Consider the following 16,516-nt stretch of genomic DNA (forward strand, 5'->3'; position numbering starts at 1 on the left):
AGAAGCGTTGGGGAGACAGGGAATACTCTGTCTTTCTCCGATTCCAAAAGTTATGTAATAGTGACTAAGTTTGGTATTGTGTTCTATAAATAAGGTGGCCGTGATCGCAGTGTTGCCGCGATAGCGGAGCGAATGCAGCGGCTATCGAATCGAGCTTGTTCGAAACCACTTTCACAACTCACGTTTCAGGAGACAAACATGGCAAAGCACCCCGTCGTCGTTTATGGCGCAAGCGGTTACACTGGCATGTTGATCATGGACTGGCTTATCGACCAGGACATTCCCTTCACCGCCGTAGCGCGTAATGCCAAGCGTACGCAGGAGATGATGGCGCAGCGGGTCGTGCGCCTCGAATCGGCGAATTACGAAGTCATTGAGGCCGAGCACAACGTGGATTCGCTCGTGAATGCCTTTCGCGGTGCAAAGGTCGTGTGCAATACGGTCGGACCTTTCTTCAATTTCGGCCTCACTGCCGTGGAAGCGGCGCTCAAGGCAGGCTGCCATTACCTCGACACCACTGGTGAGCAGCACTACATCCGTCAGGTCCGCGAACAGTTCGGCGAGCAGTTCCGGCAGGCCGGGCTGCTGGTGTCGCCGTCGAATGCCTACATGTACACGTTCGCCGAAATCGCCGCCGAACTGGCGCTCGAAACACCCGGCATCGATGCGCTGGAGACCGCCACGCTCACGCGCGGCCCGCGAGGCGCCGGCGCCGGTGTGAGCGTGGGCTCCACCGCGACCATCTTCGAAGGCTATCGTCAGGAAGCCTGCTACCTGTGGGAGAAGAAGCTGATGCCGCATGACAGGCACGCTTCGTTCAGCATCGCCTCTCCGGATTTCCTTCAGCCCGTGTTCGCGCTGCCGTGGGGCGGTACGTCGCTGCCGGTGTCTTTCGAGCACGATCCGCGCGTGCGCAGCTGCGTTTCCTGCGTGGGCTTCTACGACAACAATGCGATGCAAATGGTGCATGCGCTCGGACAGAAGTGGGACGCCGAGTATGCGAACTTGCCGCGCGAGCAGCAGGATGCGGTGCTTAAACAGCTCGTCGATTCGACCACGCCGGCCATGCCGCCGCGCGAACGCACGTCGCTTCATCGCACTGTCGACTTCGCGATCGGCCGTGGCCAGCTTTCGGCCGTTCGCGCGACCGTGCACGGTATTACGCCATACATCGCGACTGGCGCCATCCAGACGGCCGCGGCCATCAAGCTCCTCGACGGTGAGAACGCGAAAGTGGGCTTCGCTTCGGGTTCCAAGGCATTCGGGCATCGCTATCTGCTCGGGTTCCTCGAGCAGCGCGGGCTCGCGCGCGCGACCGTCGCGCCGCTGTAGGCGCCGCGACGAGAAGATCCAGCACAGATTCAGGGAAACATGGGATATGGCAATCATTGATTTCTTCGACCGCGGTTGGCACATCAACCCCAACGGTATCGCGTATATCCAGGACGAGCGTGGTTATTCGTTCGATGAGGTGCACACGTTGTCGTGCCGCATCGCAAACGGCCTGCTCGCCGCCGGCTTCGAAAAGGAAGCGAAGGCAGCGGTCTGGGCCGACAACGACGTCACGGCATGGACCTGCACGCTGGGGCTGTGGCGTGCGGGCGTGGTGTGGATCCCGGTTAACGGGCGCAACGCGCCGCAGGAGAACCAGTACCTCCTCGACGCGTTCGATTGCGAGGCGCTGTTCTTTCATCAGGCATTCGCGCGGGAGATTGAGGCGCTGCGTCCCAGCTTGCCTAAAGTCAGGATCTGGGTCTGTATCGATGCCGATCTGCCGTGGGCGCCGTCGCTCGAGAAGTGGAGCGCGGCGCAACCTGCGAACGAGCCACGCATCACCTACGACATGGACGACATCGTGACGCTTTCGGCCACGGGCGGAACGACGGGCCTGCCGAAGGGTGTGATGAACACGCACCGCGCGTTTCAGACCTACTTCGCGCAGTTCATGATGGCGTTTACGTACGGCGTGGAGCGTCCGGTGAATCTCGCCGCAGCGCCCATGACCCATACCGCGGGGATGCTGTCGCTGCCTTGCACTGCGCGCGGCGGCACGGTGGTCGTGCTGCCCAAGCCGGAGCCGGCGCGTCTACTCGCGGCGATCGCGAAGCATCGGGTCACGGAGTTCTTCCTGCCGCCGACAGTCATCTATCGCCTGCTCGATATCCCCGGGATTGAAGACCAGGATTTTTCGTCGCTCAAATACTTTCTGTATGGCGCCGCGCCTATGTCAGTGGAGAAGCTCAAGCGCGCAATCGAGGTATTCGGGCCGGTCATGGCCGGCGGCTACGGCCAGACGGAAGCCCCGGCCTCGATCTCGTATCTCACGCCGGCCGAGCACTTTGTGAACGGCAAGCTTGCGCCGCAAGTGCGGCTCTCCTCGGTTGGCCGCCCCAATCCGCTCGTGCGCGTCGAGAGTATGAACGAGCGAGGCGAGATCCTGCCGCGGGGCGAGACCGGTGAAATCTGCGTGCGCGGCGACCTCGTGATGAAGGGCTACTACAAGGCGCCCGACAAGACAGCAGAGACGATCGTGGACGGCTGGCTGCACACGGGTGACGTCGGCCATCTTGATGCCGAAGGATATTTGCATATCACCGATCGCAAGAAGGACATGATCATCAGCGGTGGCTTCAACGTCTATCCGAGCGAAGTCGAGCAGGTGATCTGGATGCATCCGGCGGTGCAGGATTGCGCGGTGATCGGCGTGCCCGACGAAAAGTGGGGCGAGGCGGTGAAGGCGGTGGTCGAGCTCAACGCGGGTCAGAGCGTCAGTGCCGAAGAGCTGTTGGCGTTGTGCAAGGAGAAGCTCGGCTCGGTCAAGGCACCGAAGAGCGTGGACTTCATCGCGGCACTCCCTCGCAGCACGGCCGGCAAGGTGCTGAAGAAGGATCTGCGCGAGCAGTACTGGCAGGGCCAAACCCGCCGGATCTGATTCAGCCACGTTGAGATAAAACACCATGAGCGACATTTACATCGCTGGCATTGCTATGACCGTGTTCGGCCGGCACTTCGAGCGCAGCATCGACGATCTCGCGGGTGAAGCGCTACGCGAAGCATTGAAGGATGCGGGCTGTGGCGCAGAGGCGATCGGCGCGGCTTTTTACGCCGGCATCACCAACGGGCCGCTGCAGGGGCAGTTGTCAATTCCGGGGCAGGTCGTGTTCAGCAAGATCGGGATTGAAGGCATTCCGGTCTACAACGTTGAAAACGCCTGCGCATCGGGGAGCACCGCGGTGCATCTCGCAGCGCAGGCACTTCGGTCGGGTGCCTGCGACGTGGCGCTCGCACTCGGCGCGGAGAAGATGAACGTCGCGGACAAGGCGAAATCATTCGCCCTGTTCGAGGCGGGCTGGGACGTGTCGCGCGTCGACGAGAACTTCGCCAGCCTGATGAAGCTCGGCGAAGGCGTGCAGCCGCCGCCCGGATCGGAGTCCGATCGGCCCTATAGCCGCTTCATGTCGGTCTACGCCGCGCTGTGCCGGTATCACATGAAGACTTACGGCACCACGCAACGCCAGATCGCCGCCGTGTCGTCGAAGAACCATCTGCATTCGGTGCACAACCCGTATTCGCAGTTCCGGCAGCCGTTCACGATCGATGAAGTGCTTGCGGCACCGCCGATCACGTATCCGATCACGCTGCCGATGTGTGCGCCAGTTACGGACGGTGCGGCAGCGGCGATCCTCTGCACCAAGGAGGGACTGCGGCGCATCGGCGCCGACCACAAGCGTTGCATCCGGATCGCGGCGAGCGTGATTCGCAGCTTCACGCGCCGACACGTCGACGAGCCGGAAAGGAACATCGGCCGCCTGGCGGCGCTGCAGGCCTATGAACAGGCAGGCCTCGGCCCCGAGGACATGGATGTCGCAGAAGTGCACGACGCGTCTGCGATGGGGGAGATCATCCAGGCCGAAAATCTGCAACTGGTCCCGATAGGCCAGGGCGGCCCCGCAGCCGAGCGCGGCGACTTCACCCTCGGTGGGCGCGTTCCAATCAACACATCCGGCGGCCTCGAATCGAAGGGACATCCACTGGGTGCGACGGGAATTGGTCAGCTATACGAACTGGTCACTCAACTGCGCGGCGAGGCGGGCGCGCGTCAGGTATCTGGCGCGCGGCACGCAATTCAGGAAAACGGCGGCGGATTTCAGGGTATCGAAGAGGCGGCGCTTGCCGTCCACATTCTGAGCAAGGCTTGATGGAGCATGTATGAGCGAGACAACAGAAGCACAGGCAGGTCAGCAAGAGGGCTCGCGTTCCGGAGTGAGCCGCCGCACTTTCATCAAAGGCGCGGCGGCCGCAGCCGTAGTGGTGCCGGCAGTGGCGGCTACGCAATGCTCGCGCGTCGAATCGCCTGGACCCGTGGAGGAGGCCAGAATGACCGCTGACATGGAGAAGTACCGCGCGCTTGGCGGCTGGGTGGAAAGGCCGGGCGATCTGCAGCCGGAACTCGTCGGCGACGTGAGTGCGGATGTGGTCATAGTCGGCGCCGGTTTTGCCGGGCTGTCGGCTGCGCTGGAACTGGTCAGGCACGGAGCGAAAGTAGTCGTGCTCGAACGAGAGTTCGCCGGCTTTGGTGCAAGTGGACGCAACGCGGGCTATCTGGCCGGCGCACTCGCGCTCGAGTACGATCTTTTTCTCAAGAGCATCGGCAACGAAAAAGGGAAGGAGATCGTCCGCTACTACGAAGACGCTGTTCCTTTCGTGGAGGGCAAGCTCAAAGAGTACGAGATTGACTGCGACTACAACCAGACCGGCATTATCCGTGCAGGCATTGATCCCGCACAGGAAGAGAAGGTGCGCGAGGACATGCGAACCGGCGCCGGGTTGGGCTTTCAATCAGAGTTTCTCGATCAGGCTGAGATGCATGCGCGTGGCATTCCGCCGGCGTTTCTGTTTGGCAACTACGTGCCGCGCGGCGGCACGCTCCATCCCGGCAAGTACGTAATGGGACTCAGGCGCGCAGCGTTGCGCGCAGGCGTTAAGATTTACGAAAATACGCCGCTGCTGTCTTACACGGAGGGGCCGGTCGTCAAGGTGCAAACACCGCGAGGCAGTGCGAGCGCCCCGGCTCTGATGCTGGCCACCAACGCTTATACGCCGCAGCTCGGCCTGCTTGCAGACAAGGTCGTGCCGTTGCGAGTCTCGGCGATTGAAACCGAACAGCTTTCCGATGCTCAGCGCAAGGCATTGGGCTGGCCGCGACGTGAAGGTATCGTGACGGCGCACTGGACCATGGAAAGCCACCGCCTGACCGTCAACAACACACTCGTGGTGACGACGAAGCGTATCCATTACCCGTACGGCTCCAAAACGCCGAACGTGCCCGACTACGAGTCGTATCGCGAGCTACGCACGGCTCTGCATGATCGCTTTCCAATCCTTAAGGACATCGCCCTGCGGGCATGCTGGAGCGGCTATATCAGTTTGGCCAATGACGCGCTGCCAGTCGTCGGGACAACGGGGGCACATCGGAACATCTTCTACAGCGCTGGGTGCTCCGGGCATGGTGTGGCCGCGCAGTCGATGGTGGGCAACATGATCGCCGGGCGGATTCACGGCACCGAAAATCCGCTCCTTTTGGCGCTGGATCACAAGACGCCATCCACGCTGCCCGAGCCGTTGCGATGGTGCGTCATTAATGGGGCGTTGGGCGTGACAAACGCGCTGGACGACCGCGTGAACGACAAGGCGCGCGCGGCGAAGGCGTTGCGTGCATAACGCGCGTAGCGCTATGGGACGCCTGCAGCGAACATACCTCGACCCGGCCCGCTTGGGGCATTGGGCGAGTGGCTCGACGATTGGCTACTGTAAATGGAGGCGATGAGGAGGGGGCTCGAACCCTGCGGCGGGCCATATGGATGTTCAGCCTCGTGTAAGGTATAGTCATGTTTACCTAGGAAGCGGTTCGTGTGACCGCGTTGCCTCTCCTCGGCGAGGCGTCTACCTCACTCAAGGCGGAAAGCGATGACAGTGCCAAAAGAGCCAAGCGCCCGTAAGCGGCGCACGTCGGGCGCAGCGCCCTCCACGGGAACCGCACCCGACGGTTTGCGAGCCCAGGGCGTGCGTACGCGCAATGCCATTATTCGTGTGGCAAGGAAGCTCTTGCTCGAGAGCGGCCCCATGGACTTCTCGCTGCGTGCCGTCGCCCTGAAAGCGGGAATCAGTGTCAGCAATCTCCAATACTACTTCCCGACGCGGCCCGCCGTCCTGCGGGCGGTCATGGCGCCCGTAATCGACACGTATCTCGACGCGCTAAAACAGGCGCTCCAGAGCAATGCCTCGCCGCGCGCGGCGATCGAAGCCATTCTCGATCTGGGGCTACAGGACGCGAAGGACGCGAAGAACATCCCGCTGTGGTGGCATTTCTTTTCGTTTGCGTCTACCGATCCCGAATGCGGACAGATGCGGGACGAGTGGTACGACACCTTGACGAGCGAACTTGCCAAGCTCATTCGTGCCGTGAACCCGGAGCGTGGCGCGGCCGAGAGTGCACATATTGCCGTGCTGCTCATTTCGATGGTCGACGGCATGACACTTCATCTGGGCACCACGCGCAGCAAACGCGCGTACATGCGAGGGTTCGAGGCGATGTACCTCGAGACCGCGCGTAACCTGGTGTGGGGGAAGACGGTGGCCGCCGAGACGGCCTAGCAGCCACAGCGCAATGCCGGCTAAGAAAGGACGGGGGAATACCCTGTCTTTTTTTTTCACCTTTTGTTTTGTATTGTTACCTATGTTTGGTATGTTGATCTACAGGCTGGGTGACTGGGTTGCGAGGCAGTCCGGTCGACATGCATCTACGAGAGGAGGAGTACCGAAATGATTCGACTGCATAAGTCTGTAGGGTTGCCGCTGGCCGGATTGAACGGCTTCGAAACGCCGATGAGCGAGGAGGAGCGTGCCATCCAGGACACGGTTCACCGTTTGGCGCGAGATGTGCTGAAACCCGTCGGCCGCGAACTCGACCGCATGACGCCGGAGGAAGTGATCGCGCCCGGCTCGCCGTACTGGGCAGCCATGATGGAGAGCGCGAAACTCGGCCTCGATCCGCAGTTGCTCGCGCAGCTTCCGCCAGACATGGCGGTGCGCATTGAATCGCTGATCGGCGAAGAACTCGGCTGGGGCGATGCAGGGCTTGCCGTTTCGATCGGCGTGGCGCCCGCTCCGTTGATGATGGCGCAGTCGATCGGTAATCAGGAACTGATCGACATGTGCACCGGCAAGATTGGTTGCTGGATGAACACGCAGCCCGACCGTGGCACCGATGCCGCGATCCTCTACCGCGATGAGATCAGCGCGGGCGGCAAGCAGCCGGTGGGTAACCTCACGGCAAAGGTGGGCGCGGACGAAATCGTCATCAACGGGCAGAGTTCCGCGTGGATCTCGAACGGTTCAGTTGCGCAGGTGGCGCTCGCGTACATGGCGGCGGATTATGGCGATGGGTTCTATGGTACCGGGGAACGAAGTGCATTCACGAACGGCATCGGCATGATTCTTCCGCTCGATCTGCCGGGTATCTCGCGCGGCAAGCCGCTTGACAAGATTGGCCAGCGCTCGCTGCCGCAGGGCGAGATCTATTTCGACAATGTGAAGGTGCCCAAGCGCTTCGCCATAGCGCTGCAGGACGAATATCTGGGCAATCTTGCCTCTACCTGGTCGTTCGCCGGAACGCACATGTGCCAGGTGTTCGTGGGCGTGGCCCGCGCCGCGTTCGAACTCGCGCTGGCGTATTGCCACGAGCGCAAGCAAGGAGGGGCGCTGTTGATCGACCACCAGATGACGCAACTGCGCGTGGGCGAGATGCTGCGGCGCCTCGAGATGGCGCGTGCGATTGCGCGACGCAGCCTCGCATTCTCGCGTCTGTCTCCAAAGAGTCATCCGTATGCGACTGCACAGGCCAAGGTCAGCGTGACCGAAGAAGCGATGAAGATCACGCACGAGGCGTTTCAGCTTTTCGGTGGCAACGGCACTACCCGCGAATTCCCGATCGAGAAGCTGTTCCGCGATGTGCGCTCCGCGCTGATCGAAGACGGCGAGAACTACCACCTCACGTTGCGTCTGGGTGTCCTGGCAGGAAAGCTCTATCAGAACGGGTGGACGAAGGAGTAACCAGACCGTCGGCGCCGATGTATTGGCTTCGCGTTGATGCACCGTCTATCTTGGCTCGAATTAATTTATTGCTTAGAAGTGCGACGTGAATGCTACCGCTTATATTGAGCCGTGCAGTTCTGGCGGCTGGCCGGGGGCTGGGCAGCGGCGAGAACTACACGAAGGTTTTGGAGCCGCTGGCGAACAAGCTCAACGCGGCTCTTGGCGGTTCGCGTGCTGCAGTAGATGCCGGCTACGTGCCGAACGATCACCAGGTCGGTCAAACCGGCAAGATCGTGCCTCCGCAGCTCTACATCGCGGTGGGCATCTCGAGCGCGATCCAGCACCTGGCGGGCATGAAAGACTCGAAGGTGATCGTGGCGATCAACAAGGACGAAGAAGCACCGATCTTCAGCGTGGCCGACTACGGCCTAGTGGGCGATCTGTTCGCTGTCGTGCCGGAGCTGGCGTCGTCAATCTGGGCGCTCAGCCGGAGGTGCGCCCGTGATGCCGGGCGCACGCTGGTGTAATCCCGCTCACTTGCCAGGATCGTCGAAATTTTCTATGACGCGGTGCTTCGGTGCCCAGCGGGGCGTGCGAAAGTGAAACATCGCGAGACATTTTTGAAGATACAGAGGAAATCTCTTTATTTTTTTGCCAATTTTAATTGGTATCATGACCTATGTTTAGTCGTATGTACTATTAAAAGTTCGCTGAGACAGCGGATCTCACGGTCCCCGAAGAGGTTCGCGCATGGTTATGAATAGGAATACCAATAAGCTGCGCAGCACGGTGTATCGACCGGATATTGGGTCTGGCGCCTGAGCGGAGCAGGTTCGGTGACCCGCGAGCAGCGGGGACCTTCATCACGTAGACAGAGACACTATGGCAAAAAAATCTTCCCCTGGCGGCACTGCAAACCTGCAGCGCAGGCAATGGCTCAAATATGCTGGAGCCTCGGCTGCCGTGGGCACGCTCGCGATGGGCAGCCAACAGGCGTATGCCGCAGTCACCAAGGCCGCGCCCGGCGCGGACGGCGTTCTCGACGTCGCCATCATAGGAGCGGGGCTGGCCGGACTGACCGCCGCGCGAGATCTGCGCCAGGCGGGCTGCGAATCCTTTCTGGTGCTGGAAGCACGGGATCGCGTGGGAGGGCGAACATTTAACTACGACATCCCCGGCGGGTACGTTTCGGAAGTCGGCGGGCAATGGATCGGGCCCGGCCAGACCGCCGTCGCGGATCTCGCACGCGAACTGGGTGTCGGAACCTTCCCGACCTATTACGACGGCAACACGGTCATTCTGGGCGGCGACGGTCGCGTGACAGTCGATCTGAAGGGTACGTTCGGCACCGACGAGGCGATCGGGGCAAAGCTCAGCAAGCTCTCGCGCGACGTGCCTTGTGGTGCACCGTGGACTTCCCCGAAGGCCGGCGAACTGGACAAGCTCTCGGTAGGTGACTGGCTGGAAAAGCAGGATATCAAGCCTGAAGACCAGGTTGCATGGAATGGCAGCATTACTCTTTCGGGTGGCGCGGCGCCAGCAAAGATGGGGATGCTGCACTTCCTTTCGATGGTTAATTCAGCCGATTGCGATTACTCGCAGCTCGACAGCATCAAGCACAGCGCCCAGGAGACCCGCTTCGTCGGCGGCTCGCAAATTCTCAGCATCAAGATGGCCGAGCAACTGGGTGACAGGGTGCGCCTGTCTTCTCCGGTCTACCAGATTTCCGGATGGGACGGCGACGTCGTCACCCTGCACACAGACCTTGGCGAAGTGCGGGCACGGACCGTCATCATGGCCCTCCATCCGGCTTTGTGTCATCAGATGCAATTCGATCCACCCCTGCCAGAAAAGCGCGCTGCCCTGCAGCGCGCCTGGCCCGCGCATTCCCCAGCGCGGAAGACGGCCATGGTCTATCGGCGCCCATTCTGGCGCGACAAGGGCATGAATGGCAGCATCTTCCAGGTCAATGGCCCGATCCTCTGGGCCTACGACAATTCCCCTCCCGCCGGCGAGATCGGGGTCATCAATGCGTTCATCCAGAATGCGATGGTCCCGTCCGAGCGGGACGCGGCAATGGCCATGCATAAGCAGTTCTACGCGCAGGCATGGGGCGACGAAGCACTGTCGCCCATCGCCTACCACGATCAGGACTGGGGCCGGGTCGATCGCTGGACCTTGACCTGCGTTTCCGCCATTCCGCCGGGTTTCTGGAGTGCTCACGGCGAGGCGCTGCGCCCGTCGTGCGGGAAGCTGATCTGGTCGGGGACGGAGACTGCGAACATCTGGGCCGGCTACATGGATGGCGCCGTGCGCTCGGGCCACCACGGGGCGCTTCAGGCGCTCAATGTCCTGCGTCGGGCGTAGGAGGGCAACGATGAAAAAAATTCTATTGATTAGCATTCCTCTGGTTGTTGTCCTGCTGCTGGCCATTTTCGGCGCCGATCTGCTGGGTCTTTACCGTCTTCAGAGCTATCTCACGACGTCGACCAGGGCTTACCTGGCTGATGGCGGCGCCTGGCCGCATGTGACCGATGTCTGTATGGGTTGTCACGGAGTCAAAGGCAATTCGCTACATCAGGGGTATCCGAGCCTGGCGGGGCAGCCATCGCCTTACCTGGAAACCCAGCTCCACAATTTCGCGAGTGAGGCGCGGCGCAATCCGAACATGGGGCCTCTCGCGATGACGATGAGCGATCCGCAGATCAAATCGCTGGCTGAATATTTCGCCAGTGCGACCCCGGTCGCGAACCACTACTTCAAGCCGGATGCGAGGCTGCGCGAGACGGGACAGCGCCTGGTGGCCGCGGGCAACTGCGTCGCATGTCACGGCGCCCAACTGATGGGCCATGACCAGTTTCCGCGTCTGGCTGGTCAGGGATACGACTATCTGCTCGCTCAGTTCGACGAGTTCGCTTCCAGCACCCGCAGCGAGCCCACCGGCGTCATGAAAAACCTTGCGACAAGTTTTTCGCCCGAAGACCGGAAGGCCATTGCCACCTATCTGGCAAGCCTTGACCCGAAGAAAAATTGACCAATCAATTGCAACCGGAGTTGGGAGTTTAGCGATGGACCTCAGATCTTTAGTTCTTATGCTGTCTAGTGCCTTGCTGGCGGTGAGTTCATTTTTCTACGGCTGGAAAATCATCAGGAAACGAAACTATCTTCTCGGGCTGGAGATGTGGATCGTCGGTACCTCGGCGACGAACGCCATCGGATTTTTTGCCACCGGCAATGCAGTGTCCTATGAGATTTCGCACTTTTTTGATGCGTTTTCTCGCGGATTCGGTATGCCGATCATCGCCGTCGCGGGTCTGATGGCGATTACGCACGGCTACAAGCCGTCAATTCGCCAGGACGTCGCGGTATTCGTCGCTTCCTTTGCGCTCACCTTCGTTCTCGTGGGGGCGGATTTCATCGCCGGCGTTTTGCCTTACTACTATCTGGCGATGTGGATCTGGCTGTCGATCTATCTCGCTTATTTCGTCAAGCGATTGCTGAACATCGGCGCAATGCTTGAGGCGTTGGGGGTGGCAGTGGCGCTGGTGACATCACTCACGATTGCCGGCATTTACGACTTCTACAAGATCCCTGGAGAGGAAACCAACGTCGTACTCAATTTCTTCACGCTTGCGCTGTGCACGTGGGCCTACTTCATGCCAGCGGTCTATTACGGCTACTGCGCCCTGGAGCGTGCCCGAAGCGGGAGTGTCGCGTCAAATAACCCCGTTCCATACGGTAATTGAGCCAAAGCCCTCGCTGTTGCCGCGCTCCAGATGCAACTGGACGTCCAACGCGGGCAACGCTGAACGTTTCCCACGGAGATTTGTGATGAATCAGACCTCGCGCAAGGTAATGCGCTTCACTGCCTGGAGTGCCATCATCGGCGGCCTGCTGGCGTACGCGAATGTTGGATTATCGGTGGCGGTGACCGGCCCGGATGCGGATATGGTGCTGCACGGTGCATCGATGCTGGCATTGCCTCCGAACACCCGCGACCTGTTTCGCTGGTGCATGGCTGCCGACGTGTTCGGCTTTTACCTGCCCTTCCTCGCCATCGGTGGATACTTTGTGCACGCATTTCGTGAGGAGTTGGGCGCACTCGGCAACATGGTGGCGATGGCCGTCGTGCTGTACGTCGTGGTGGGCGTGACCGGCGCTGTCATGCAGTTTGCAATTCTTCACCCACTGGCACATCTATATGCGGGCGGCGACGATGTCACGAGAAACGCCGCGGCGGCGGTATGGACGGCGTTAGCCAATGGGACGCAAAACGGCCTCTGGTGGATTGAGGGTCCCCTCGTGTTCTTCTGGACATCGATTGCCGCCAACGCGCTCAAAAAGGCGGGTTGGAAGGGATCATTTCTGCTGAAAATCGTCAGTTGGGCTTTCGGGGTCTTCTTTCTGTTCGGTTTTTTTCCGAATCTCGACGCGCTTTCGAATGCGAGCGAGATGGTCGTGGTGCTGGTTCTGCCGCTGTGGATGTTGTTGTTCGGCTGGCAATTGCTGCGCCGCGCACGAACGGTGCCGGCAGGCTTGCAAGGCGTTGGCGCAACCACCTGAAACAACAACTCTCAAACACATCTCAACGCGGAATTGAATATGACTACCCTGATCGTGAGCTACCCGAGCGCAGGAGGTGCGACGTTTGACCGCGAGTATTACCTTTCGACCCATGCCCCGCTTGTCCGGGTGGCTTGGAGTGAGTTCGGTCTGCAATCAGCCGAGGTGCTGTTTCCATCACCAAAGCCGCAACCCTTTGCATGCGTGACGATACTGCGTTTCAACGATCAGGTCGGGATCAATATGGTCCTCTCATCCGCCAAAACGGCCGAGGTGATCGGCGACGTGAAGAACTTTACCAATATCACGCCGACGATTTTCTGCGCGGACGACTGACCAATCGCGCGGCTGGCCTGACTTCACCATTGCCGCGAGGCGTGCATCGCACCACCGCGCTTTCTGATGCCTGAACTGGCGGTCGACGCAGACTGTGCGGTGGCTATTGGTGGCGGTTCGACGATTGGGCTCGGCAAGGCGATCGCGCTCGAATCGTCGTTGCCGATCATCGCGATACCTACGACGTATGCTGGGTCGGAGATGACTCCCATCTACGGGATAACTGAAAACGGCCTGAAGAAAACCGGTCGCGATGCCAAGGTCATTCCCAAGACGGTCCTGTACGACCCGGAGTTGACCATCGGGCTCCCGGTTCGCCTCTCGATTGTCAGCGGTCTCAACGCTATCGCTCATGCTGCGGAGGGGCTGTACGCAAAGGACGGAGATCCCGTCATGTTGCTATTGACGGACGAAGGTATTCGCTCACTAGCAAATGGCCTGCGTGGCGTGATGAACAGCAAGGACAAAGCGGCGCGCAGCGAGTGCCTCTATGGCACGTGGCTGTGCGGAAAGGTGCTCAGCAATGTTGGCATGGCTCTTTATCACAAGCTGTGCCATACCCCTGGGTGGAACATTTAACCTCCATCATGCTGAGACGCACGCAATCGTTCTGCCTCATTCTCTCGCTTATAACAGTATCGTTGCGGATGAGGCGATGGGCCGAATCGCCAGAGCGTTGAGCGTAGACTCAGCGCCAGACGGTCTTTATCAACTCAACGAAGAACTTGGCGTTCCGCGAGGCCTTCGCGAGATTGGGTTGAGCGAGTCCGACCTTGATTACGCGTGCGAAGTGGCGTCGTCGAACCCATACCGGAATCCGCGATTGATTGAGGAGGAGCCGCTTAGAGCACTGCTACAGCGCGCCTGGGAGGGCGCTCCCCGTCCGCGTAGCCGTTGAAAAGGGATGTCTAAGGGAGGTTCGCAGGCACGGTGCTTCGATATGGTTGAAAAAGACGATCGCTCTCCGCTGACATTGTTGATAAGCATCGTTCCGGTGGTGAGGTGCGACCAAACATATCCTGCAAAGCGGCGAGCGTGCCGGATGTGCTCAAATACGGAGGTCTGTTGTACCTCAAAACCGGTCACCGGGCAGTTGCGGATTGAGAGCCCGCTCCGGGTCGAAAGTACGCGTTCGCCGATGTCACATCGGCCGTTCGCGATTCGCACTGTCGAACGACTGCTTTGCTGGGGGTGAGCGGGCATGCCGGCGTCAACATGCGAACGGTAGCATCGGCCGATGATTTGTCACACCCGGTGCTCAATGGAACGGCCGTTGCGCCCAAAAAGAGCTGCCGTTGACGTTATGCGTGCTTGAAGGGCGGTTCAGGGTGGATCAGCTACGTTGGCGTATCCGACACGCTCGAACGGCCGGGCCATTAGGATAGTCCTGAGCAGGTCGCATCAACGCGCCTGGCGAGTACTTGCGCGAGGGTTGAGGGTGGCAACGAACACTGAAGAACTGGTAGTGGCGCTGAATGCAGCCCTGGAGGACAAGAATCAACGACTCTATGCAGCGATGTCGGCAGGCATCGCCCGATTACGTCAAACTGAAAAATCTGATCGACCTCGCGCCGCAGCAGGGTCACATATTGCGGACTGCCGTCGCCACGCAGGCAGCAAGCTTGATCGTCAATGTCATTCTTTCCTCGTCTTCGGTTGTTCGGGCTGCGGGTCATGTCCGCGTTGCGTCGGCGCTCTCGCGCACGCATCCGGAGGCGTCATGGAGGTCACGTCATTGCAGCAGCACGCATAGACCGGAAACCCGAATGAATTCGTGCGGATTACGGTCGTTGGTCCGTGCAGCGGACACACCGCGTTCGCGTTCATGTCGCCTCCCGAAACTCAAGATTAACCGCTTATATCGTACACGCGGCTTGTCAGTTCGGTACGAGCCAAACACCGATGTGTCGCTGAGATGCAGGCTAACCGGTGCACGCCGGCGCGATCGGCATCTAAGCCGTCGCGGCATCGATAGTCCAGCGAAGTTTTTCCCGAGATGGCGATTCGCGTGATCGGGCTATCAGTTTTAGGCCCAGATTCCGGGGGAGGGTGTTCACGGGCGAGTGATCAACATCGAGTTTAGCCCTCCGTGTGACCATGTATGCGCAACGGATGCCGGTCGGAAAACTCGATTGGTTGTCGAACAGAAACTCCGGCTACCCACTCACTCCCGTCGCGTTTGCCGCAGCTTTTCAATCCCGGAAAAGCTCGCCATTCGAACGGATAGCACGAGATCAAAAATGCAACTAACTGTCTGCCGCAATTCTGCACGTGGCAACGTCACATCCAGCTTTCCAGACTGCCCGGCCGGGTACGCGAGGCAATCTGGCTTGCCCATGCCAGAAGGCCGGTCGCGATGCGACCTCGCGAGGGATTCGTCCGTTCTCAAAAAACTGGCCTCGTTCACAGCGGAAGTCTGTTCAGCCACGCTCCATGGTCACCCAGTGTGCGGAGCAGTTGCCGATCGGGTTACGAAATCGTGCACGTTCAGTGTCGGCGGAACAGTTTCGTGCGCTACACGCGGTGCAGGACTTGTTCTTTCGTTAATGTCGGCGCTTTGCCGTGCCCGAAATTACAGGAACAGGTCTATGCAGGGCAGCCCTAGAGTAATATTATTCGGTATCCTAATTAGTTGACATAAAAGAAATGATCAACGATGGAGAGACATTTCAGAATGGAGTGGACAGGAGCGGTCGTACTTTTTCCTGTCTACTTACGATGGCCCGTGATTGAAATGGTTCTGGTGCAAATAGGATCGACGAATCGGTTAGAGTTGTTGGAGCAGAACGAACCGATGACCTGCGATGCGCAAGCTGAAAAGTCTGGAGGAGTTGTTCGGTGGACGTCATTTTGATCGGGAGATCATCATTCTGTGTGTTCGGTGGTACCTGCGCTACAAGCTCAGCCTACGCGATCTGGTCGAGATGATGGCCGAACGGGGTTTGTCGCTCGCTCACATGACAATCCTGCGCTGGGTGAGGCGTTATGCGCCCGAACTGCCAAACGCTGGAACCGTTTTGCTATGCCTACGGGTCGCTCGTGGCGTGTCGACGAGACCTATCTGAAGATTTGCGGCGGGTGGGTCTACCTGTACCGGGCGGTGGATCGGGCTGGCCAGACGGTGGACTTCAAGCTCAGGGCGAGGCGCGACGTGGCTGCGGCCAAAGCCTTTTTCAGCAAGGCTATCAGGCATCAGGGCCAGTAGCCTGAGACCATCACGCTCGATGGCTACGCGGCCTCGCACCGCGCGGTGCGCGAGATGAAGGCCGATGGTTTGCTGCCTGAAAACACGAAGGTCCGGTCCTCAAAATATCTGAACAACGTGATCGAACAGGACCATCGCCACATCAAGTCCAGAACGAACGTGACACTTGGATTCAAGCGGTTCAGGAGCGCCGCGACCACAATTTCAGGTATCGAATTGACACATCGCATTCGCAAGGGCCAGTTCGATCTCACGGAGCTCGGCCTCAAGGAGGCTACTGCGCCCGCCGTATGGAATACGGTCCTGTCCACGCGATAA

General features: G+C 59.9%; 11 protein-coding genes and 3 pseudogenes. All 14 read left to right on the plus strand.

The genetic code is table 11. From position 1 onward, the window contains the following. Positions 1-198: 198 nt before the first annotated feature. On the plus strand, positions 199-1,332 hold the full coding sequence (locus tag BM438_RS38455) for a saccharopine dehydrogenase family protein (RefSeq protein WP_093645506.1): 1,134 nt from the start codon (positions 199-201) through the stop codon (positions 1,330-1,332). Between the two features lie 46 nt (positions 1,333-1,378). Continuing rightward, entirely contained in the window at positions 1,379-2,932 is a 1,554-nt protein-coding gene (locus tag BM438_RS38460; protein WP_093645508.1) for a class I adenylate-forming enzyme family protein, read from the plus strand. Positions 2,933-2,957: 25 nt separating this feature from the next. Then, a complete protein-coding gene (locus BM438_RS38465) occupies positions 2,958-4,199 on the plus strand; it encodes a thiolase family protein (RefSeq protein ID WP_093645511.1) in 1,242 nt (413 codons plus the stop codon). A gap of 178 nt (positions 4,200-4,377) precedes the next feature. After that, positions 4,378-5,721: an NAD(P)/FAD-dependent oxidoreductase gene (locus BM438_RS38470; protein WP_093645591.1), complete on the plus strand. Its 1,344-nt coding sequence runs from the start codon at positions 4,378-4,380 to the stop codon at positions 5,719-5,721. 246 nt (positions 5,722-5,967) lie between these two features. Next, positions 5,968-6,654, plus strand: a complete 687-nt coding sequence (locus BM438_RS38475) for a TetR/AcrR family transcriptional regulator (protein WP_093645514.1) — start codon at positions 5,968-5,970, stop codon at positions 6,652-6,654. 168 nt (positions 6,655-6,822) lie between these two features. Continuing rightward, positions 6,823-8,112 carry an acyl-CoA dehydrogenase family protein gene (locus BM438_RS38480; protein WP_093645516.1) on the plus strand — a complete coding sequence of 430 codons (1,290 nt, stop codon included), beginning with the start codon at positions 6,823-6,825 and terminating at the stop codon, positions 8,110-8,112. Between the two features lie 125 nt (positions 8,113-8,237). Then, positions 8,238-8,621 (plus strand): annotated as a pseudogene (locus tag BM438_RS38485) (electron transfer flavoprotein subunit alpha/FixB family protein); the annotation flags it as partial. Positions 8,622-8,976: 355 nt separating this feature from the next. Continuing rightward, positions 8,977-10,461: a flavin monoamine oxidase family protein gene (locus BM438_RS38490; RefSeq protein ID WP_093645519.1), complete on the plus strand. Its 1,485-nt coding sequence runs from the start codon at positions 8,977-8,979 to the stop codon at positions 10,459-10,461. A 10-nt stretch (positions 10,462-10,471) separates the two neighbouring features. After that, entirely contained in the window at positions 10,472-11,128 is a 657-nt protein-coding gene (locus BM438_RS38495; RefSeq protein ID WP_093645522.1) for a c-type cytochrome, read from the plus strand. 34 nt (positions 11,129-11,162) lie between these two features. Further along, on the plus strand, positions 11,163-11,840 hold the full coding sequence (locus BM438_RS38500) for a hypothetical protein (protein ID WP_093645524.1): 678 nt from the start codon (positions 11,163-11,165) through the stop codon (positions 11,838-11,840). An 85-nt stretch (positions 11,841-11,925) separates the two neighbouring features. Continuing rightward, a complete protein-coding gene (locus BM438_RS38505; protein WP_093645526.1) occupies positions 11,926-12,657 on the plus strand; it encodes a hypothetical protein in 732 nt (243 codons plus the stop codon). A 39-nt stretch (positions 12,658-12,696) separates the two neighbouring features. Further along, on the plus strand, positions 12,697-12,993 hold the full coding sequence (locus BM438_RS38510; RefSeq protein WP_093645528.1) for an EthD family reductase: 297 nt from the start codon (positions 12,697-12,699) through the stop codon (positions 12,991-12,993). Positions 12,994-13,074: 81 nt separating this feature from the next. After that, positions 13,075-13,891 (plus strand): annotated as a pseudogene (locus BM438_RS38515) (maleylacetate reductase); the annotation flags it as partial. 1,906 nt (positions 13,892-15,797) lie between these two features. Then, positions 15,798-16,516, plus strand: a pseudogene (locus BM438_RS38525) (IS6 family transposase).

This window comes from Paraburkholderia aspalathi (assembly GCF_900116445.1).
In the GTDB taxonomy this organism is placed as follows: Bacteria; Pseudomonadota; Gammaproteobacteria; order Burkholderiales; family Burkholderiaceae; genus Paraburkholderia; species Paraburkholderia aspalathi.